The 18,765-nt window shown below is 71.1% G+C and carries 19 protein-coding genes and 1 pseudogene; 10 read left to right on the top strand and 10 right to left on the bottom strand.

Annotated elements, in window-relative coordinates:
* The first annotated feature begins 45 nt into the window (after positions 1–45).
* Positions 46–1,794 carry a lysine--tRNA ligase gene (lysS, locus tag AB0E85_RS34030; RefSeq protein WP_361935593.1) on the top strand — a complete coding sequence of 583 codons (1,749 nt, stop codon included), beginning with the start codon at positions 46–48 and terminating at the stop codon, positions 1,792–1,794.
* Positions 1,795–1,847: 53 nt separating this feature from the next.
* Here lysS and AB0E85_RS34025 read toward each other — a convergent pair whose 3' ends face one another.
* The 3 genes from AB0E85_RS34025 to AB0E85_RS34015 all read right to left on the bottom strand — a co-directional run bounded on the left by AB0E85_RS34025 (position 1,848) and on the right by AB0E85_RS34015 (position 5,085).
* Entirely contained in the window at positions 1,848–3,107 is a 1,260-nt protein-coding gene (locus AB0E85_RS34025; RefSeq protein ID WP_361935590.1) for a DUF2637 domain-containing protein, read from the bottom strand.
* Between the two features lie 113 nt (positions 3,108–3,220).
* Positions 3,221–4,147 (bottom strand): DUF3558 family protein, encoded by a 927-nt coding sequence (locus tag AB0E85_RS34020; protein ID WP_361935588.1) that lies wholly within the window; start codon positions 4,145–4,147, stop codon positions 3,221–3,223.
* A 119-nt stretch (positions 4,148–4,266) separates the two neighbouring features.
* Entirely contained in the window at positions 4,267–5,085 is an 819-nt protein-coding gene (locus AB0E85_RS34015) for a DUF3558 domain-containing protein (RefSeq protein WP_361935585.1), read from the bottom strand.
* 171 nt (positions 5,086–5,256) lie between these two features.
* Between AB0E85_RS34015 and AB0E85_RS34010 the strand changes: the two genes are divergently transcribed.
* Positions 5,257–6,450 carry an RtcB family protein gene (locus tag AB0E85_RS34010; RefSeq protein WP_361935582.1) on the top strand — a complete coding sequence of 398 codons (1,194 nt, stop codon included), beginning with the start codon at positions 5,257–5,259 and terminating at the stop codon, positions 6,448–6,450.
* 11 nt (positions 6,451–6,461) lie between these two features.
* On the opposite strand, the gene AB0E85_RS34005 is transcribed toward AB0E85_RS34010, so the two are convergent.
* Positions 6,462–7,238, bottom strand: coding sequence for an SDR family NAD(P)-dependent oxidoreductase (locus AB0E85_RS34005; RefSeq protein WP_361935579.1), 777 nt, complete (start codon positions 7,236–7,238; stop codon positions 6,462–6,464).
* A 125-nt stretch (positions 7,239–7,363) separates the two neighbouring features.
* On the opposite strand from AB0E85_RS34005, the gene AB0E85_RS34000 reads away from it, so the two are divergent.
* Positions 7,364–7,798, top strand: a complete 435-nt coding sequence (locus tag AB0E85_RS34000) for a nuclear transport factor 2 family protein (protein ID WP_062931568.1) — start codon at positions 7,364–7,366, stop codon at positions 7,796–7,798.
* Between the two features lie 17 nt (positions 7,799–7,815).
* Here the strand turns inward: AB0E85_RS34000 and AB0E85_RS33995 are convergent, their stop codons facing one another.
* Both AB0E85_RS33995 and AB0E85_RS33990 read right to left on the bottom strand, forming a co-directional pair.
* Positions 7,816–8,151 carry a YnfA family protein gene (locus AB0E85_RS33995; RefSeq protein WP_361935575.1) on the bottom strand — a complete coding sequence of 112 codons (336 nt, stop codon included), beginning with the start codon at positions 8,149–8,151 and terminating at the stop codon, positions 7,816–7,818.
* Between the two features lie 31 nt (positions 8,152–8,182).
* Positions 8,183–8,296 (bottom strand): annotated as a pseudogene (locus tag AB0E85_RS33990) (winged helix-turn-helix transcriptional regulator); the annotation flags it as partial.
* 100 nt (positions 8,297–8,396) lie between these two features.
* Here AB0E85_RS33990 and AB0E85_RS33985 point away from each other — a divergent pair.
* From AB0E85_RS33985 to AB0E85_RS33965, 5 genes are all read left to right on the top strand, one after another.
* Entirely contained in the window at positions 8,397–9,473 is a 1,077-nt protein-coding gene (locus AB0E85_RS33985; protein WP_361935572.1) for an LLM class flavin-dependent oxidoreductase, read from the top strand.
* Positions 9,474–9,590: 117 nt separating this feature from the next.
* On the top strand, positions 9,591–10,310 hold the full coding sequence (locus AB0E85_RS33980) for a response regulator transcription factor (RefSeq protein ID WP_361935569.1): 720 nt from the start codon (positions 9,591–9,593) through the stop codon (positions 10,308–10,310).
* Entirely contained in the window at positions 10,311–11,744 is a 1,434-nt protein-coding gene (locus AB0E85_RS33975) for a HAMP domain-containing sensor histidine kinase (protein WP_361935566.1), read from the top strand.
* Between the two features lie 204 nt (positions 11,745–11,948).
* Positions 11,949–12,458 (top strand): hypothetical protein, encoded by a 510-nt coding sequence (locus tag AB0E85_RS33970; protein WP_361935563.1) that lies wholly within the window; start codon positions 11,949–11,951, stop codon positions 12,456–12,458.
* An 81-nt stretch (positions 12,459–12,539) separates the two neighbouring features.
* Complete coding sequence (locus AB0E85_RS33965; protein ID WP_361935560.1) at positions 12,540–14,063, top strand: SPFH domain-containing protein; 1,524 nt, start codon at positions 12,540–12,542, stop codon at positions 14,061–14,063.
* Between the two features lie 86 nt (positions 14,064–14,149).
* Here the strand turns inward: AB0E85_RS33965 and AB0E85_RS33960 are convergent, their stop codons facing one another.
* From AB0E85_RS33960 to AB0E85_RS33950, 3 genes are all read right to left on the bottom strand, one after another.
* The gene (locus AB0E85_RS33960) at positions 14,150–15,208 is read right to left on the bottom strand and encodes a helix-turn-helix domain-containing protein (protein WP_361935557.1); all 1,059 of its coding nucleotides are present in this window, start codon (positions 15,206–15,208) and stop codon (positions 14,150–14,152) included.
* 204 nt (positions 15,209–15,412) lie between these two features.
* Entirely contained in the window at positions 15,413–16,012 is a 600-nt protein-coding gene (locus AB0E85_RS33955) for a dihydrofolate reductase family protein (protein WP_361935554.1), read from the bottom strand.
* Between the two features lie 42 nt (positions 16,013–16,054).
* Entirely contained in the window at positions 16,055–16,444 is a 390-nt protein-coding gene (locus AB0E85_RS33950; protein ID WP_361935551.1) for a VOC family protein, read from the bottom strand.
* 130 nt (positions 16,445–16,574) lie between these two features.
* On the opposite strand from AB0E85_RS33950, the gene AB0E85_RS33945 reads away from it, so the two are divergent.
* On the top strand, positions 16,575–17,252 hold the full coding sequence (locus AB0E85_RS33945; protein WP_361935548.1) for a helix-turn-helix domain-containing protein: 678 nt from the start codon (positions 16,575–16,577) through the stop codon (positions 17,250–17,252).
* A gap of 103 nt (positions 17,253–17,355) precedes the next feature.
* Here AB0E85_RS33945 and AB0E85_RS33940 read toward each other — a convergent pair whose 3' ends face one another.
* Positions 17,356–17,793, bottom strand: a complete 438-nt coding sequence (locus AB0E85_RS33940) for a hypothetical protein (RefSeq protein ID WP_003974483.1) — start codon at positions 17,791–17,793, stop codon at positions 17,356–17,358.
* Between the two features lie 509 nt (positions 17,794–18,302).
* On the opposite strand from AB0E85_RS33940, the gene AB0E85_RS33935 reads away from it, so the two are divergent.
* Positions 18,303–18,765: aminotransferase class III-fold pyridoxal phosphate-dependent enzyme (locus AB0E85_RS33935; protein ID WP_361935545.1), on the top strand; the 463-nt coding region annotated here is incomplete at its 3' end.

Here is an 18,765-nt window from a genome sequence, read left to right as displayed (position 1 = left end):
GGGCACCGGCCGTTGACCGTACGGCTGCCCTGGAGAAAGAAGGACGTGCCGATCGTGGCTCAGAGCACCGAGACCACCGACTGGGTCTCCCGTTTCGCGGATGAGGTCATCGAGGAGTCGGAGCGCCGGGCCCCGGGCAAACCCGTCGTCGTCGCGTCCGGACTCTCTCCGTCCGGCCCCATCCACCTCGGGAACCTGCGCGAGGTCATGACCCCGCACCTCGTCGCCGACGAGATCCGCCGCCGGGGCCGCCAGGTGCGCCACCTGATCTCCTGGGACGACTACGACCGGTACCGCAAGGTGCCCAAGGGCATCGCCGGGGTCGACGAGGACGCGTGGCAGCAGCACATCGGCAAGCCCCTGACGTCCGTCCCGGCGCCGAAGGGCTCCTCGTACCCGAACTGGGCCGAGCACTTCAAGGCCGCGATGATCGAGTCGCTGGCCGAGCTGGGCGTGGAGTTCGACGGGATCAGCCAGACCGAGCAGTACACCTCCGGCGTGTACCGCGAGCAGATCCTGCACGCCATCAAGCACCGAGGCGACATCGACGCGATCCTCGCCCAGTACCGCACCAAGAAGGCCCCGGCCAAGAAGCAGCAGGGGCAGAAGCCGGTCGACGAGGCCGAGCTGGAGGCCGCCGAGGGCTCCGGCGCGGCCGGTGAGGACGACGGCAGCTCCACCGCCGCCGGCTACTTCCCGTACAAGCCGTACTGCGGCAACTGCGAGAAGGACCTCACCACCGTCACCTCCTACGACGACGACTCCACCGAGCTGACGTACGCCTGCACCTCGTGCGGCTTCTCCGAGACGGTCCGGCTGAACGAGTTCAACCGCGGCAAGCTGGTCTGGAAGGTCGACTGGCCCATGCGCTGGGCCTACGAGGGGGTCGTGTTCGAGCCCTCCGGTGTCGACCACTCGTCGCCGGGGTCGTCGTTCCAGGTCGGTGGGCAGATCGTCGGCATCTTCGGCGGCAAGCAGCCCATCGGGCCGATGTACGCCTTCGTGGGCATCAGCGGGATGGCGAAGATGTCGTCCTCGCGCGGAGGCGTGCCGACCCCGGCGGACGCCCTGAAGATCATGGAACCGCAGCTGCTGCGCTGGCTGTACGCCCGCCGTCGGCCCAACCAGTCCTTCAAGATCGCCTTCGACCAGGAGATCCAGCGGCTCTACGACGAGTGGGACAAGCTGGACGCCAAGGTCGCCGACGGCAGCGCCCTGCCGGCCGACGTGGCCGCGCACACGCGCGCGGTGGGCACGGCCGCCGGTGCGCTGCGGCGTACGCCCCGGCCGCTGCCGTACCGCACGCTGGCGTCCGTCGCGGACATCACCGCCGGGCACGAGGACCAGGCGCTGCGCATCCTCAGCGAACTCGACCCGGACCAGCCGCTGACCTCGCTCGACGAGGCCCGCCCGCGGTACGACAGGGCCGAGGCCTGGATCAACACGCACGTCCCCGCCGACCAGCGGACCATCGTGCGCGACGAGCCGGACGCCGAGCTGCTGAAGTCGCTCGACGAGCAGGGCCGCGAGTCGCTGCGGCTGCTGCTCGACGGACTGGCCGGCCACTGGTCGCTCGACGGCCTGACGCACCTCGTCTACGGCGTGCCGAAGGTGCAGGCCGGGTTCTCCGCCGACGCCACGCCCAAGGAGCTGCCGCCGGAGATCAAGACCGCCCAGCGGTCGTTCTTCGCGCTGCTGTACCACCTGCTGGTGGGCCGGGACACCGGCCCGCGACTGCCCACGCTGCTGCTGGCGGTCGGGCAGGACCGGGTGCGGGTCCTGCTCGGTGAGTAGCCGGTGACGCAGAAGGGGCCCTCGTCAGCGAGGGCCCCTTCTCCTTCGGCGTCTCACGCGATGTGGTCCTCTTCCAGTTCCGCCGTGTGGCGCTTCTGGAAGCGTTCCGCGAGGGACTTCAGTTCCCCGGGGTTCAGCGTCGTGCCGTAGGTGGCCTGGATGTTGTCGCCGAGGGCGCGGGGCGTGGGGTAGCTGCCGTCTATCGACTGGCGGAACACCTGGTAGTACGCCTCCTCGTCCGGCTCGGGGGCCGGCGGGGTGCCGCCGCCGTCACCCAGTTCACGGGTGCGGTTCGGGCCCACCGGGATGGGGAAGCTGCCGGTGTCCTCCGGGGCGGGCGCCCGGTCGTACTCGGGCTGGTACTGCTCGGCTTCCTGCTGTTCGGCGATCCACTGGGCGTAGTGCTCGGCGGGGTCGTAGTCGGGGTTGTAGCCGCCCTGGTAGTCGACCTCGCGGGGGGTGTTGAACCAGGGGCTCTGATCCGGTTCGGGTTCGGGTTCCGGTTCCGGGTACTCGGCGTCGTGGTTGCTCTCCAGCTGAGGGCGCTGTCCGCCGGGAGGCGCCGCCCTCTGCGGGTCGGGCGCCGGGCCGACGGCACGATGGCCCGTGGCCAGGTCGGCCTGCTGCGGGGGCGGGGGTATCAGCGCCGGCTCTATGCCCGCCGCCGCCAGCCCCGCCGGAGCCGTCTCCGCCAGCGGCACCCCGTACCGCGCCAGCCGCAGCGGCATCAGGGACTCCACCGGCGCCTTCCTGCGCCACGCCCGCCCGAACCGGGAGCGCAGCCGGGCCTGGTAGACGAGACGTTCCTGCTCCAGCTTGATGACCTGGTCGTAGGAGCGGAGCTCCCAGAGCTTCATGCGGCGCCAGAGGAGGAAGGTGGGGACGGGGGAGAGGAGCCACCGGGTGAGGCGGACCCCCTCCATGTGCTTGTCGGCCGTGATGTCGGCGATACGGCCGATCGCGTGCCGGGCCGCCTCGACCGAGACCACGAACAGGATCGGGATCACCGCGTGCATACCCACACCGAGCGGATCCGGCCACGCGGCCGCGCCGTTGAAGGCGATCGTCGCCGCCGTCAGCAGCCACGCCGTCTGACGCAGGAGGGGGAACGGGATCCTGATCCAGGTGAGCAGCAGATCCAGGGCCAGCAGGACACAGATGCCCGCGTCGATGCCGATCGGGAAGACGTAGGAGAAGTTCCCGAAGCCCTTCTTCAGGGCCAACTCACGGACCGCCGCGTACGAACCGGCGAAGCCGATCCCGGCGATGATCACGGCACCGGCCACGACCACGCCGATGAGAACGCGGTGCATCCGAGTCAGTTGTGGCGCGGCCACCCGTTACTCCCCTCCCCTTGCCTGTTGTTGCGCGCAACAGGGTGGCACACATGTGCGGGGGACGGGTGGCCGGATCCCGCCGGGGCTGCTCAGCTCTTCGACGCGGGCTTCTTGGACGGCGAGGCCGAGGCATCCTTCGAAGGCTCGTCCGACGCGCCCTGGGAAGGCGACTTCGACGCCGGCTTCGACGCCGAAGCGGACGGGGCGCCGCCCGCCTTGCCGCCGCCCTCGCCGTTGGCCTCGGACACCGCGGCCACGGCCTCCTTGGCGGCCTTCTTCGCGTCCTTCAGCATGTCCTTGCCGCTCGGCGTCTTGTCGCCGGCCAGACCCGCGCCGTAGTAGTCCAGCGTGACCACGACGTTCTCGACGCGCGCCACGACCGTCTGCTGCTTGAAGGTGCCTTCCTTCTTCTTCAGGTCGTAGTGCACGGCCGTCGCCTGGTCGCCCGTGCCGGTAACCGGCTCCGTCTTGACGCTCTTGGCGCCCTCGACGGCCTGGGCCTCCTGGACCTGCTTCTCGAAGTGCTCCTGGGCCAGCTTGTCCGCCGGGCCACGCGTGACATCCGACTCGAAGCGCAGCATCGACACGTTCAGCCAGCGGAACTGCGACCCCTTCACGCCGTTGTTGTCGAGGCTGTTCCAGGAGCAGCTGCCCCGGGTCGAGATGTCGTCCGACTTGCCCTCCTTGCCGGACTTGCCCTTCGGGACGAGGTCCTCCAGCGTCTTCTTCGAGAGCACCTTGCACGGTTCCGGCAGCTTGCCGTACGCCGCCGCCTGCACCGTCGGCGACGGCTTCGCCGATGCCGACGCCGCGGCCTTCGCGGCCTTGTCCGTGCTGTCGCCGGAGCCGGAGTCCGAGGAGCAGCCGGCGGCGACCAGCATCACGGGGACGGCGGCCGCGCAGACAAGGACGCGGTTGCGGCGCTTCGCTCGCTGGTCTCTCCCCCAGTGCCTAAACGGCCTGGGTGGTGCCCCCACTTCTCGCTGTGCGTGTCGCTGCATGGTTCCTTCACTCATGACGCTCGTGGTTCCCTGCGGTCGGAACGGGTCCGAGTGGTCACCGTACGCGGTGAGGCAACCGTGTGTTCTTCCTTCGCGTGCTTTGCGGGCAGGGGTGAAGGGGCCGTGAAGGGGCCTCAGTCGCCCAGCGAATCCGCCAGCTGGGAGGCGAGTTTCTGCGCCCTGTCCTGCATTTCCTTGCTGTCCGGCACGACGCCGACGGTCGTCGGCTGCTCCGCGTACTCGATGGTCACGATGACGTTGGACGTGCGGAACGCCACAGTCACCGTGCGCTGCTCGGCCGTCGAACCGGAACTGCTCAGCCCGTCGTCGAGGAACGCCTCGTCGCCGAGATCCTCCAGCACCCGGGGCTGTAGGTCGGTCGGCGTCACCGAGGGCGCAGCCGAGGGCGAGGAGGAACCGGACGGGGAGGGGGAGCCGCTGGGGGAGGCGGCCGAACCGCTCGCAGGGGTGCTGCCGGAGGCCGCCGTCTCGGTGGCCGTGGGCACCGGCAGGTGGGCCGACGCCTCCTGCTCGGCGAAGAGCTGCTCGGCCTGGCTGTCGTCGCTGACGGCGTTGTCGTAGGAGACGACCCGCTCGAAGTCGATCAGCAGATGGTCGGTGGCCGCCGCGGAGTCCACTTTCCAGCGGCAGCCGACCTTGCGGTCGGTGTCGAACGTGGTCGTCGGCTCGCCCTCGTAGGCCGTCTCGCGCTGCGTCTCGTCGCTGATCTCCCGGATGCCGGGGAGGAGTTCGTCGAGCGTGCTCTCGCCGACCTCGGCGCAGGGGTCGGGCAGAGTGCGGTAGCGGCCGGGCTCAGCGGCGGGCGATGCCGTGCCCGTGTCATCGGCGTTGGAGCCGTCCGTCGGGCCGTCGTCGGCCGAGCCGCCGGTGCAGCCGGCCAGTACCGCCGCGAGGAGCACGGCGATACCGGGTGCGCACGCCTTTCGTTGCACGTGGTGGCTCCTCTCGACACGGATATTGGCTTGCCGCCGTACGGCGGGCGATGAACACAATGTGTATCGCACGCACTGCCGTGGACGCCGGTCCGATTTCCCTTTCGTCGACCTTGGCTCCGGTATTTGCTGTTGAGGACTTCTGTTCGTTTACGGGGGATTGAGGACGTTATGTCGTATGTAGAGATACCGGGTGCGAAGGTACCGATCCGGATGTGGACCGACCCGGCCTCGGTCGAGGAGGGCGCGCTCCAGCAGCTCCGGAACGTCGCCACGCTGCCGTGGATCAAGGGTCTGGCGGTCATGCCCGACGTGCACTACGGCAAGGGCGCGACGGTGGGCTCGGTCATCGCCATGCAGGGTGCGGTGTGCCCGGCGGCGGTGGGCGTCGACATCGGCTGCGGAATGTCGGCGGTGCGGACGTCCCTGACGGCGAACGACCTGCCCGGTGACCTGTCCCGGCTGCGGTCGAGGATCGAGCAGGTGATTCCGGTGGGCCGGGGGATGCATGACGATCCGGTGGATCCGGGGCGGTTCCACGGCCTGGCCACGGCCGGGTGGGACGGGTTCTGGGGGCGGTTCGAGGGGGTCGCCGAAGCGGTCAAGTTCCGTCAGGAACGTGCCACCAAGCAGATGGGAACGCTCGGCGGCGGAAACCATTTCGTCGAAGTTTGCACGGATACGACCGGTTCTGTCTGGCTGATGCTGCACTCCGGTTCCCGGAACATCGGCAAGGAACTGGCGGAGCATCACATCGGCGTGGCCCATAAGCTCCCGCACAACCAGGGTCTGGTCGACCGCGACCTGGCCGTGTTCGTCGCGGACACCCCGCAGATGGCGGCCTACCGCAACGACCTGTTCTGGGCGCAGGAGTACGCGAAGCACAACCGCTCGATCATGATGGCGCTCCTGAAGGACGTGGTCCGCAAGGAGTTCAAGAAGGCCAAGCCGACCTTCGAGCCGGAGATCAGCGCGCACCACAACTACGTGGCCGAGGAGCGCTACGACGGCATGGACCTGCTCGTGACCCGCAAGGGCGCGATCCGGGCCGGCTCCGGCGAGTACGGGATCATCCCGGGCTCCATGGGCACGGGTTCGTACATCGTGAAGGGCCTCGGCAACGCCAAGTCCTTCAACTCCGCGTCGCACGGCGCGGGCCGGCGCATGAGCCGCAACGCGGCCAAGCGCCGGTTCACCACGAAGGACCTGGAGCAGCAGACGCAGGGTGTGGAGTGCCGCAAGGACTCCGGCGTCGTCGACGAGATCCCCGGCGCGTACAAGCCGATCGAGCAGGTCATCGACCAGCAGCGGGACCTCGTGGAGGTCGTGGCGAAGCTCAAGCAGGTCGTCTGCGTGAAGGGCTGACCCGCCCGGTCCTACGACTCCCGGTGCACCTTCGTGTTCGACGCCTGGGCCCGGGGGCGCAGGACCAGGAGGTCGACGTTGACGTGGGCGGGGCGGGTGACCGCCCACGTGATCGTTTCGGCGACGTCGTCGGCCGTGAGGGGTTCGGCGACGCCCTGGTAGACCTTGGCCGCCTTGGCCTCGTCGCCGCCGAAGCGGGTCAGGGCGAACTCGTCGGTCTTGACCATGCCGGGGGCGATCTCGATGACGCGGACCGGCTGTCCGACGATCTCCAGGCGGAGGGTCTCGGCGAGGACGTGGGCGCCGTGCTTGGCGGCGACGTAGCCACCGCCGCCCTCGTAGGTGCCGTGGCCGGCGGTGGAGGAGACGACCACGACCGTGCCGTCGCCGCTCGCGATCAGCTTGGGCAGCAGGGCCTGGGTGAGGTTGAGGGTGCCGATGACGTTCGTCTCGTACATCCGGCGCCAGTCGGCCGGGTCGCCGGTCGCGACCGGGTCGGCGCCGAGTGCGCCGCCCGCGTTGTTGACCAGCACGCCGATCGTCCTGAACGCCGTGGCGAACTCGTCGACGGCGGCGCGGTCGGTGACGTCGAGGGCGTACGCCGTGGCCTGGTGGCCGGCCTTGGTGATCTCCTCGGCCAGGGCCTCGATGCGGTCCTTGCGGCGCGCGGTGAGGACGACGCGGTAGCCCGCCGCGGCGAGTTGCCGGGCCGTGGCGGCGCCGATCCCGCTGCTCGCACCCGTGACGACGGCGATGCGGGAGGCTGCGGGCGGGGCTGCGGTGGCCATGGGTGCTCCTCGGGTCCTCGGGCGTGCGGCGGCCCGGCGTGCGCGCCGGGCCCGCGGCCAGGATAGGCGGGCCCCGCGGTGGGAGAATGAGACCGGGTGGTCCCCTGTTCCCCCCGGAGGCGATCATGGGCGAGGCACGTGAGGTCATGGACCGGCTCACGGACGCGGTCACCGCACACACCGATCTGAAGGTCGTCGGCGAGCTCTACGCCGAGGACGCGGTCGCCTTCACGCCCGACGAGGGCGAGCTGCGCGGGCGCGACAGCATCGTCGAGTACTGGCGGACGATGACGGAGGCGGTGCCCGGCGCGACGTTCGAGGTGCTGCACTCCTACGAGGCCGGTGACACGGCCATCGACGAGGGGATCTACCGCGGCCGCAACACCGGGCCGCTGGAGCTGCCCAACGGCGAGACGCTGCCGCCGACGCAGAAGGAGGTCCGGATCCGCGGGGTGGACATCGCCACGGTGAAGGACGGACGGATCGTCGACTACCGGCTGTACTTCGACGAGATGGACTTCCTCGGGCAGCTGGGGCTGCTGCCCGACGAGCCGTTCTGAGGCTCCCCGGGGGCCGGTCAGTTGCCCCGCGGGGCGTACATGATGACCGCCATGCCCGCGAGGCAGACCAGCGCGCCCGTGACGTCCCAGCGGTCGGGGCGGTAGCCGTCCGCGACCACGCCCCACAGGATCGAACCGGCGACGAAGATCCCGCCGTACGCGGCCAGGACGCGGCCGAAGTGGGCGTCGGGCTGGAGCGTCGCGACGAAGCCGTAGGCGCCGAGCGCGAGGACGCCGCCGGCCGCCCAGAGCCAGCCCTTGTGTTCGCGCACGCCCTGCCAGACGAGCCAGGCGCCGCCGATCTCCAGGAGGGCGGCGAGGACGAAGAGGGCGGCGGAGCGCAGGACGAACATGGCGGTCAGCTTCGCACGCCCGGTATGCCCCGGTCGTGGTGACGGTGCGGGTGAGGAGGCCGGCGCGCTCCAGTGAACGCAGGGTCCGGGTGAGCATCTTGGGGCTGACGCCGGCGATCTTGCGGCCGAGGTCGCTGTAGCGCAGGGGGCCCTGGCGAGGGCGGACACGGCGGGGGGAATAGCCGCACGGGGGCCACCGTTCCCAGGTATGGTTGAAGCGTAAACAACCTGGAGGGTGAGCGACCATGCAGTTCGGGATCTTCAGCGTCGGCGACGTCACGCCCGACCCCACGACCGGCCGGACGCCCACGGAGCGCGAGCGGATCAAGGCCATGGTCGCCATCGCGCAGAAGGCCGAGGAGGTGGGGCTCGACGTCTTCGCGACCGGCGAGCACCACAACCCGCCCTTCGTGCCCTCGTCCCCGACCACGATGCTCGGCTACGTCGCGGCCCGCACCGAGCGGCTGATCCTCTCCACGGCCACGACCCTGATCACCACCAACGACCCGGTGAAGATCGCCGAGGACTTCGCGATGCTCCAGCACCTGGCCGACGGCCGGGTGGACCTCATGCTGGGGCGCGGGAACACCGGCCCGGTCTACCCCTGGTTCGGGCAGGACATCCGGCAGGGCATCAACCTCGCCGTCGAGAACTACGCCCTGCTGCACCGGCTGTGGCGCGAGGACGTCGTCGACTGGGAGGGGAAGTTCCGCACGCCTCTCCAGGGCTTCACGGCCACGCCCCGCCCGCTGGACGGCGTACCGCCCTTCGTCTGGCACGGCTCGATCCGCTCCCCGGAGATCGCCGAGCAGGCCGCCTTCTACGGCGACGGCTTCTTCCACAACAACATCTTCTGGCCGGCCGACCACACCAAGCGCATGGTCGAGCTGTACCGGACGCGGTACGCCCACTACGGGCACGGCACTCCCGAGCAGGCGATCGTCGGGCTCGGCGGGCACGTCTTCATGCGGAAGAACGCGCAGGACGCGGTGCGCGAGTTCCGGCCCTACTTCGACGTCGCCCCGGTGTACGGGCACGGGCCGTCGCTGGAGGACTTCATGGACCAGACGCCGCTGACGGTCGGCTCCCCGCAGCAGGTGATCGATAAGACCCTGGCCTTCCGGGAGTACGCCGGCGACTACCAGCGCCAGCTGTTCCTGATCGACCACGCCGGCCTGCCGCTGAAGACCGTGCTGGAGCAGATCGACCTGCTGGGTGAGGAGGTCGTGCCGGTGCTGCGCAAGGAGTTCGCCGTGGACCGCCCGGCGGACGTGCCCGACGCCCCCACGCACGCGGCCCGGGTCGCCCGGAGCCGAGGGTGAGGGGACGGTAGGGCCCGCCTCCACGGTTGCCCGGCCCCCGGTGAGAGGGCAGTAAGAAGGACGCTCCGGCGCAGCGCATACGGTTCCGGGAACCCCCGGGCTTGGCACACTGGACGCGTGCCCCAAACAGTGCTGCTCGCCGAAGACGACCGCGCCATCCGCAATGCCCTGGAGCGGGCCCTGACCCTGGAGGGCTACCAGGTCATGGCGGTCGCCGACGGGGTCGAGGCGCTGGCGCAGGCCCACCGCAACCGTCCGGACGTGCTCGTCCTGGACGTGATGATGCCCGGCATCGACGGGCTCCAGGTCTGCCGGGTGCTGCGCGCCGAGGGCGACCGGACGCCCGTGCTGATGCTGACGGCCCTCGTGGAGACCGCCGACCGGATCGCCGGTCTGGACGCGGGCGCCGACGACTACGTGGTGAAGCCCTTCGACGTGGAGGAGGTCTTCGCCCGGCTGCGCGCCCTGCTGCGCCGCACCAGCCCGGTGGGCGCCGGGACCGCACCCGCGGCCGAGGCGCCCAGGCCGCTCCCGGAGCGGTTCGTCGACGCCGCCGGCATCCGCATGGACCCGCAGGCGCGGCGGGCCTGGCGCGGCGCGCGCGAGCTAGAGCTGACCCGCACCGAGTTCGAGCTGCTGGAACTGCTGGTGCGCAACGCGGGCATCGTCCTCGACCACTCGACGATCTACGACCGCATCTGGGGCTACGACTTCGGGCCCGGCTCGAAGAACCTCGCCGTCTACGTCGGCTACCTGCGCCGCAAGCTCGACGAGCCGGACGCACCGCAGCTGATCCACACGGTCCGGGGCGTGGGTTACGTGCTGCGGGAGGACTGAGTGGACCGCCTGCGCCGGCTGCCGGCCGGGCGGCGGCCGGGGCTCGTCTCGCTGCGCACCACCTTCGCGGTGTCCTTCGCGGCGGTGACGGCGGCCGTGACGATCCTGGTCGGCATCCTGTCGTACAGCGCCGCCGCGCGGCTGGTGCGGGTGGACCAGCAGACGGTGTTCGACGAGGTCGTGCAGGATCTGCGCGACGAGGTGCGGGAGAACCGCATGACGCCCGGCGACTTCTCGTCCGCCGCGCCCGGCCACGACCTGGTACGGCCCGCCCGCACCGATGTGCAGGTGCTCGGCCCGGACGGGCACGTCGTCGACCGGGGCAGCCCGGGGCTGCCGGTCACCGGCGCCGACGTGCGGATCGCCGCCGCGGACTCGTCCGGGGAGGTCGCCGAGCACAAGGACGTCGACGTGGGCGACGACGTCTACCGCGTCGCCACCGTCTCCCTCGGCGACGGCCGGGGCGCGGTGCAGGTCGCCCAGGAGTTCAGCGACGTCGAGGACCTGCTGCGGGTGCTCCAACAGCGGACGCTGCTGCTGGTGGCCGCCGTGGTGGTCGGCGCCGGGCTGTTCGGCTGGTGGCTGGCCCGGCGGATCACGCGCCGCCTGGTCGTGCTGACCGACGCCGCCGAGGACGTCGCCCGCACCCGCCGCCTGGGCATCCAGGTGCCCGTGGCCGGACACGACGAGGTGGGCCGCCTCGGCCGGGCCTTCGACCGCATGCTGGGCCGGCTCGCCCAGTCCGAGGAGGACCAGCGCCGCCTGGTCCAGGACGCCGGCCACGAGCTGCGCACGCCGCTCACCTCGCTGCGGACGAACATCTCCCTGCTGCGCCGGATCGACGAACTCCCGCCCGAGGCCCGTGACGAACTGGTCGCCGACCTGGGCCAGGAGGCCCGGGAGCTGACCGACCTGGTCAACGAACTGGTGGATCTCGCGGCGGGGCAGTCCGACACCGAGCCGCCGCGGCGGGTGGACGTTGCGGACATCGCCGAGGAGGTGGCGGGGGTGGCCCGGCGCCGCAGCGGCCGGGAGATCCTGCTGCGCGCGAGCGGCGACACCACGACCGACGGGCGCCCCGGGATGCTGACCAGGGCGCTGTCCAACCTCGTCGAGAACGCGGTGAAGTTCGACCAGCGCGGCCGGTCCCCCATCGAGATCGTGGTCTCGGGACCCGCCCGCCCCGGCACCATCCGGGTCGAGGTCCTCGACCGCGGCCCGGGCATCGCCGAAAGCGACCTCACCCGCGTCTTCGACCGCTTCTACCGGGCCGCCGACGCCCGCTCCCTGCCGGGCTCCGGCCTGGGCCTGTCCATCGTCCGCGAGGTGGCCCTCGCCCACGGGGGAGCGCCGTTCGCGTTCCGGCGGGACGGGGGCGGTTCGGTCACCGGCTTCACGGTGGGCGGGCGGCCGGCGGCGAACGACGCGGGGTGAGGAGCCGGCGCACAGCCCGGCCGCACCGCCTCGGCCGCCGCGAGCCGACCCGTGAGCGGGACGGGTCGCGCGGCGCGTGGGCGTAGGAGTCCGGCATAAAAAGCCCGTAAACATTGCCGGAAATCGGCAATGAAACGGCCCTCCTGGTGTGTGAAGATTCCGTCAAGTCGGAGTTCAGCGGCGGGCGGGAGGGGGGCGGCGCGCATGGTCTGGTTTCTTGGACTGGGCATCACGGGGGTCGTGTTGCTCGCCCTGTCGCTGTTCTTCGACGGGGTGCTGGACGGTGTGCTGGACGGCGCGCCGGGCAGTGCCCCGGACGGCTTGCTGTCGCTGCCGGTCGTCGCCGGGTTCCTGGCGATGGCCGGCTTCGCCGGCGCGATCGCCACCGGCGCGGCGGGTGCCGGTCCCGCGGCCGCCATCACGACGGGGGCCGTGTGCGGACTGGCAACGGCCTGGCTGACGTACCGCTTCACCCGCGTCCTGATGCATGATCGGACCGCTCCCGCGCCGGCCGGCGACGACCTGGTGGGTACGTCGGGCAAGGTGGTCACGGCCATTCCGGCGGGCGGTTACGGGGAGGTGCTGCTCCTGCTCGCGGGGCAGACGGCGAAGTTCGCCGCCCGCAGTGCGGGGCCGGTGGCCCGGGGCGCCGAGGTGTGGGTGGAGGCGGTGCCCTCCGCCTCGTCCGTCGTGGTCCGCCCGGTGGACCGCTGAGCCTCCCCTGCTGCCCTGCTTGTTTCCCTCTGTCCTTCGTTGTTTCTCTCCTTCTTCCGTATGTGATTCGGGGGCATTGTCATGAGTCCTGTCGTCGTCGCCGTCGCGGGGGTCGTCGTACTCCTCGTGCTGCTGGCACTGGTCGTGGTCACCCGCTACAAGGTCGCGGGTCCGAGTGAGGCGTTCATCGTCACCGGCCGGCGGGGCAAGAAGGCCACCGACCCGGAGACCGGCCGGGTCTTCACCGACAACAGCGGGCAGAAGGTCGTGGTCGGCGGCGGCGTTTTCGTCGTGCCGTTCGTGCAGCAGAAGTTCACCCTCGACCTGTCCTCCCGGCACATCCCGGTCGCGGTGCGCGGCGCTGTCACGCTGCGCGGCGTGAAGGCCAACCTGGACGGTGTCGCGATCGTCAAGGTCGGCGGCACCGAGGACGCCATCCGCGCCGCCGCACAGCGGTTCCTGATGCAGCAGGACGGCATCGTCGGCTTCACCCAGGAAGTGCTGTCCGGCGCGCTGCGGGCCATCGTCGGGCGGATGTCGGTGGAGGACGTCATCCGTGACCGGGCGGCGTTCGCCGGGCAGGTAGCGGAGGAGGCCGAGGCCAGCCTGTCCGGGCAGGGGCTGGTGCTGGACGCGTTCCAGATCCAGGACATCACCACCGAGGGCTCCTACCTGGAGGACCTCGGCCGGCCCGAAGCCGCTCGCGCCAAGCAGGAGGCCGACATCGCCGAGGCCGTCGCCCGGCGCGCCGCCGAGCAGGCCCGGCTGAAGGCGGAGGAGGAGATCGCGATCGCGCAGCGGACCTTCGCCCTCAAGCAGGCCGAGATCAAGGCCGAGACCGACGAGGCCGCGGCCCGCGCGGCGGCTGCCGGACCGCTGGCCGAGGCGGCCCGGCAGCAGGAGATCCTCACCCAGCAGGAGAAGGTCGCCGAGCGGCAGGCCGCCCTGACCGACCGTCAGCTCGACACCCAGGTCCGCAAGCCCGCCGACGCCCAGCGCTACGCCGCCGAACAGGAGGCCGAGGCCAAGCGCGTGGCGCGGGTCAAGCAGGCCGAGGCGGACAAGGCGGCCGGCATCGCGGCCGCGCAGGCGGAGGCCGAGCGGGCCCGGCTGACCGGTGAGGGCGAGAAGCAGCGCCGCTCCGCGCTGGCCGAGGCGGAGGCCGTGGAGGGCCTGAAGCAGGGTGAGGCCGAGCGTGCCCGGCGCGCGGCGATCGCGGAGGCAGTCCGGCTGGAAGGCGAGGCCGAGGCGTCGGCGATCGGCGCGAAGGGCGCGGCCGAGGCCGAGGCGATGCGCCAGAAGGCGGACGCGTTCGGGCAGTACGGGGACGCGGCCGTCCTGCAGATGCTCGTCGAGGTGCTGCCGCAGGTCGTGGCCAAGGCGTCCGAGCCGCTGAGCGCGGTGGACAAGATGACGGTCATCTCCACCGACGGCGCCGGCCGCATCCCGCGGGCCGTCGCGGACAACGTCGCCCAGGGGCTGGAGCTTCTCGGCTCCACGACGGGCGTCGACCTCGCCGAGTTGCTGAAGGGCGTCACGCAGCGCACCCCGGCGGCGGCCGAGCAGTCGCCCTCGCCCAACGGGAAGGTGGAGATCACCGGCTGACGGGCGGTGATCCACCAGGGCCCGCTCACCGTTCGCCCGGTGGGCGGGCCCTGAACGGTCCCGCTGCCCTGTTCTTCCCCGCCCGTTCAGATCTCCTGGGCGGGCCAGTCCAGCAACAGCGCCCCGATGACGGCGGTCTGTAGCGTGTAGCGGTGTACGGGATCGGCCGGGTTGGCGCCGGTCAGCTGGTGGATGCGCTCCAGCCGGTACGTCAGGGCGCGCACGCTCAGTGTCAGGCGGCGGGCCGCCTCGGCCGCCGTGCAGCCGGAATCGAAGTACACGCGCAGTGTTTCGAGGAGCGGCTGGGCACCGCCGCGGGCACGCTTCAGCGGCCCGAGTGCGCTGAGCACCAGGTCGGCCATGGCCTGCCGGTCACGGGCGAGAACCGGGTAGACCAGCAGGTCGGCGGCGCGCACGACGGGATCGTCCAGGCCCAGCCGGCCGGCGAGTTCGAGGGTGCTGAGCGCCTCCTCGTAGGAGTGCACCACGCCACCGGCGCCGGGCCGGGGGCGGCCGATGGCCACGCGGCCGTCGCCCGTGGCGGCGTGCGCCTGTCCGGCGAAGTAGGCGAGCACGTCGTCCTGGTCGCCGGAAGCGATGCAGACCAGCCGTTCGTTCTTGGTGGCGAGCAGGATGCGCCGGTCGCCGAACCGTGCGATCAGTGCCGCTTCTATGCGCCGGGTGACCGGTGCGACGTCGTCGTACGCCTCGGGGCCCTCGGCGACCGCGACGGCATGGGCGCTGGACAGCACGAGCCCGAACCGTTCGGCGCGTTCGGCGAGGCGGCCCAGGTCGCTGCGGCCGTGGAGCAGGTCGTCGATGAACTCCCGGCGCGCGGCCTCCTCTTCACGCACGGCCTGGCGCTGCGCCCGCTCGTACCCCTCGGCGAAGGCGTCGACCGCCTGTTCCACCGCGGCCAGGACGTGGTCGGCGGAGCCCCGGGTGCCGGGCCAGGCGGCCCGGGTGGCGGAGAGATGCTCCCGTACGAGGCTGCGCAGGCTGTGCCCGCGCTCCGCGGCCTGCTCGCCCAGGGCGCGCCGGGCGGCGAGCTCGTCCCGCGTCAGACGACGGCCCGTCGCGGAGACCTCGGCGAGGATCTCCGCGTAGCGGTCCAGATACCGCGTCGCCGTGTCCGGCTCGCTCACTGTGCCCCCTGTCCCGTGCACGCTGCGTGTGCCGTTGACGGACTCCTGACGGTCACCGGCAGGCAGACCATAAGCAACTCTGCCGGGAACCGGCAATGCCGATCCGGCTCCGGCCTTGCATCATGGGCCGCGGGGAGCACCACGGATGGTTCCGGTGCCGGAGCCGGGAAGGGCGCCGGCACCGGAACAGCGGTGCGTCCGGATTCAGTTCCCGCCGGCGCGCGTGTAGGTGGCGAATGCAGCGCCGCTGTCGAGCACGGTGTGACCGGTGAGCTCCCAGCCGCGCGGATCGAAGGCGGCCTTGTGGGAGAAGAGCGGGATCCCGGCGCCGATGGTCAACGGCGCCGTCTTGAGGATGAGCCGGTCGATCTCGCCGTACAGGGCACCCGCCAGTTCCCCGCCGCCCAGCAGCCAGATGTCCTTGCCGTCCTCCTGCTTCAACTGCCGGACCTTTTCGACCGCGTTGCCGGTGACCAGCTCGACGGCCGGGTCCGGGCTCTCGGTGAGGGTCTGGGAGAAGACCAGGTGACGCAGGTGGGGGTAGGCGTCGGTGATGCCGGCCTTGAGGCCGATCTCGTAGCTGCGCCGCCCTTCCAGGACGGTGTCGAAGTGCGTGCCCTGCGCGGTGACGGACAGAGCCGCGCGGGCCTGGACGGGCAGCGTCTCCGGGTACTCCGTCACAAGGTGTCGGAGGTAGTCCTCGGGGATCGGCCAGAAGCCCTCCGGGCCCGTGGGGTCGGCGCCGTCGGGGCCCGCGATGAAACCGTCCAGCGTGGTGGCGATGTAGTACACGAGCTTTCGCATGCGGTGGCTCTCTCTTCCGTAGCTGCGGGGTGGTCCGGAGGATCAGGAGGGGGCCGGGGTGGTCCATTCGACGAACTGGACGACGACCCCGTTGGGATCGGTGACTTGGAACAGGCGCTCTCCCCACGGCTCTTCGCGCAGGGGCATCGTGATGTCGACGCCTTCGGAACGCAGTCGCTTCTCCTCGGCTTCGAGGCCGGTGACGGTGAAGGCCAGGATCAGTCCGGCGGCGTGCCGGTCGCGCTGGTCGGGCGGCAGGACGTCGGTGCCGCGGCGGAGCAGGACGATGTCGACGGCGGCATCGCCACGGGTGAGGGAGGCGAATCCTTCGGCCGCGGCCTGTTCCCGGTAGCCGAGGTGCTCGGTGAAGAAGTCGCGGGAGGCCGCGATGTCTTCGACCGTGAGGGAGACGGTGGAGGCGGTGATCCTCAAGTGGGGTTCCTCTTCCGGGCTGCGGAGGCGGGGCGATGCTCGCCGGAGCTGATCTTACGTCGGTAGTAAGATTACTTCCATCCTGCTGATGCTGTAAACGTATTTTTGCTACCGGGGTAAGATTCTCCTCATGGAGAACACGACGAGCACCGCAGCGAGTGCCGCCCCAGCCGGCGTCACCGCCCCGCTGGGCCTGCGGGAAGCGAAGAAGCAGGAGACGCGACAGCTGATCTCCGACCGTGCGACACGGCTCTTCATCGAGCAGGGCTTCGAGAACACCACCATCGCCGACATCGCGGCGGCCTCCCGCGTCGCGAAGAAGACGGTGACCAACTACTTCGCCCGCAAGGAGGATTTGGCTCTCGACCACCAGGACGAGTTCAGGGCCACGCTGGCGCGCGTCGTGATGTCACGCCGTCCTGGGGAGTCCGCCCTCGCGGCGCTGCGGCGTGCTTTCGAGGCCGCCGTCGCGGCGCGGGATCCGGTCGCCGGATTCTCCGGCCCGGACTTCTCCCGCATGATCACCGACAGCCCCACCTTGTCGTCGTGCCTGCGCAACCTGCACGACCAGCGCGAACAGGCGCTGGCCGAGGCCCTCACCGAGGCCGTCGGCGCGCAGCCGGACGACATCACCGTCCGCACGGTCGCCGGGCTGCTCGGTGCCGCGCACCGCGTCCTGTTCCAGCGCATCCAGGACCTGACTCTGGCCGGGCACACCGACGACGAGATCGCCACGACGATCGCGAAGGAAGCGGCACGCGCCTTCGACCTCCTCGAACCGGCCATCGGCGACTATGCGATCGCCTGAGGTTCCCCGCTCCACGCCGTCTCGTCCGCGCCCTCCGGGCCGGCGGTCACGGCACGTGAAAGGGCGGAGCCCGAAAGCCCCGCCCACCTCGGAAAGCCCCGCCTCAGGGCCAGACCAAGCAGTACGGCTGATGCCCCGCCTCATGCAGCCGGTGGCTGAAGTCCTGCCACTCGTGCAGCAGCTGGTAGACGTTGAACGCGTCCCGCGGGCCGCCGCGGTCCGGGACCGTCGACCAGATGAACGCCGCCGCGCCCACGGCCTCCTCGCCGATGCCGCGCAGGGGGTCGACGACCGTCATGGGCAGTTTGACCACCGCGTAGTCGGGGTGCAGGACGACCAGTTCCAGGGGCGGGACCTTGTGCAGGGGGACGCCCTCGATGCCCGTGAGGACCATGGCCGCCATGGTCTCGGGCTTGATCTTCGTGAACATGCCGTTCATGCCCAGCTCGTCGCCGCCGAGCTCCTCGGGGCGCATCGAGATCGGGACGCGGGCCGCGGTCGCGCCGTCGGGCGCACCGAAGTACTTGTACGTCACCCCCACCCGACCACCATTCCCGCTGCTCCCGGCCCGAAGATCGTCGACCTGACGTTCAGTACGTCCGGCGGCCCGCTCCGGTTCACTCGGTACGCCCTGTGTCTGACGCGGTTCCTGAGCGTCCTCCGCCTCGCGCCGGTGCCTTCCCCGCCGGGCACGTCGAGGACCCAGGTCATCAGTCCCCTCGCCCAGTCCGCCACCGCGATGCATATCTCCACCCGACTGCTTTTCTAGGACGCGTCGCCCCCGCCGCGCAACCCGATCATCGTGTCAGTGACCTCCCCCACGGCCGCCCGCCGAAACGTACGCCGAAACATCTGGCCGCAGGATCTCCGCAGCCTCCGACCACCCCGGGGCGTTTGAGCTGTGGGTATCGGGGTCCAGTCTCGCAGACGACGGGGACCGGGGGGCGGGTTGTCCCGTGCCCCGCCCTCCCACGCCCCTGGCCTACCCTGAACAGGTCACTGGCACCCGGAGCCCGACAGCGTCGGAGAAGGTCGGAGAAGTCGCAGGTCATGAGTGAACTGGCATATCCGTATGAAGCACCGGCCTCGCAGGCTCTTTTCGACCGCGCGGCGGCCGTCACGCCCGGCGGCGTGAACTCACCGGTGCGGGCCTTCCGAGCCGTCGGCGGCACGCCGCGGTTCATGGTGTCCGGCACCGGTCCCTATCTGACGGACGCGGACGGCAGGGAGTACGTCGACCTCGTCTGCTCCTGGGGGCCCATGATCCTCGGGCACTCCCACCCCGAGGTCATCGCCGCCGTGCAGGACGCCGTCTCCCGCGGCACGTCCTTCGGCACGCCCGGTGAGGGCGAGGTCGCGCTCGCCGAGGAGATGACGGCCCGGGTCGCGCCGCTGGAGCAGGTGCGGCTGGTGTCCAGCGGTACCGAGGCGACCATGTCCGCGATCCGGCTCGCGCGCGGGTTCACGCAGCGCACCAAGGTGATCAAGTTCGCCGGGTGCTACCACGGGCACG

Origin of the sequence: Streptomyces sp. NPDC029044 (genome assembly GCF_040637495.1) — a bacterium.
In the GTDB taxonomy this organism is placed as follows: domain Bacteria; phylum Actinomycetota; class Actinomycetes; order Streptomycetales; family Streptomycetaceae; genus Streptomyces.
The sequence above is the reverse complement of the archived record's forward strand: the minus strand, read 5'-3'. Positions and strand labels throughout refer to the sequence as shown.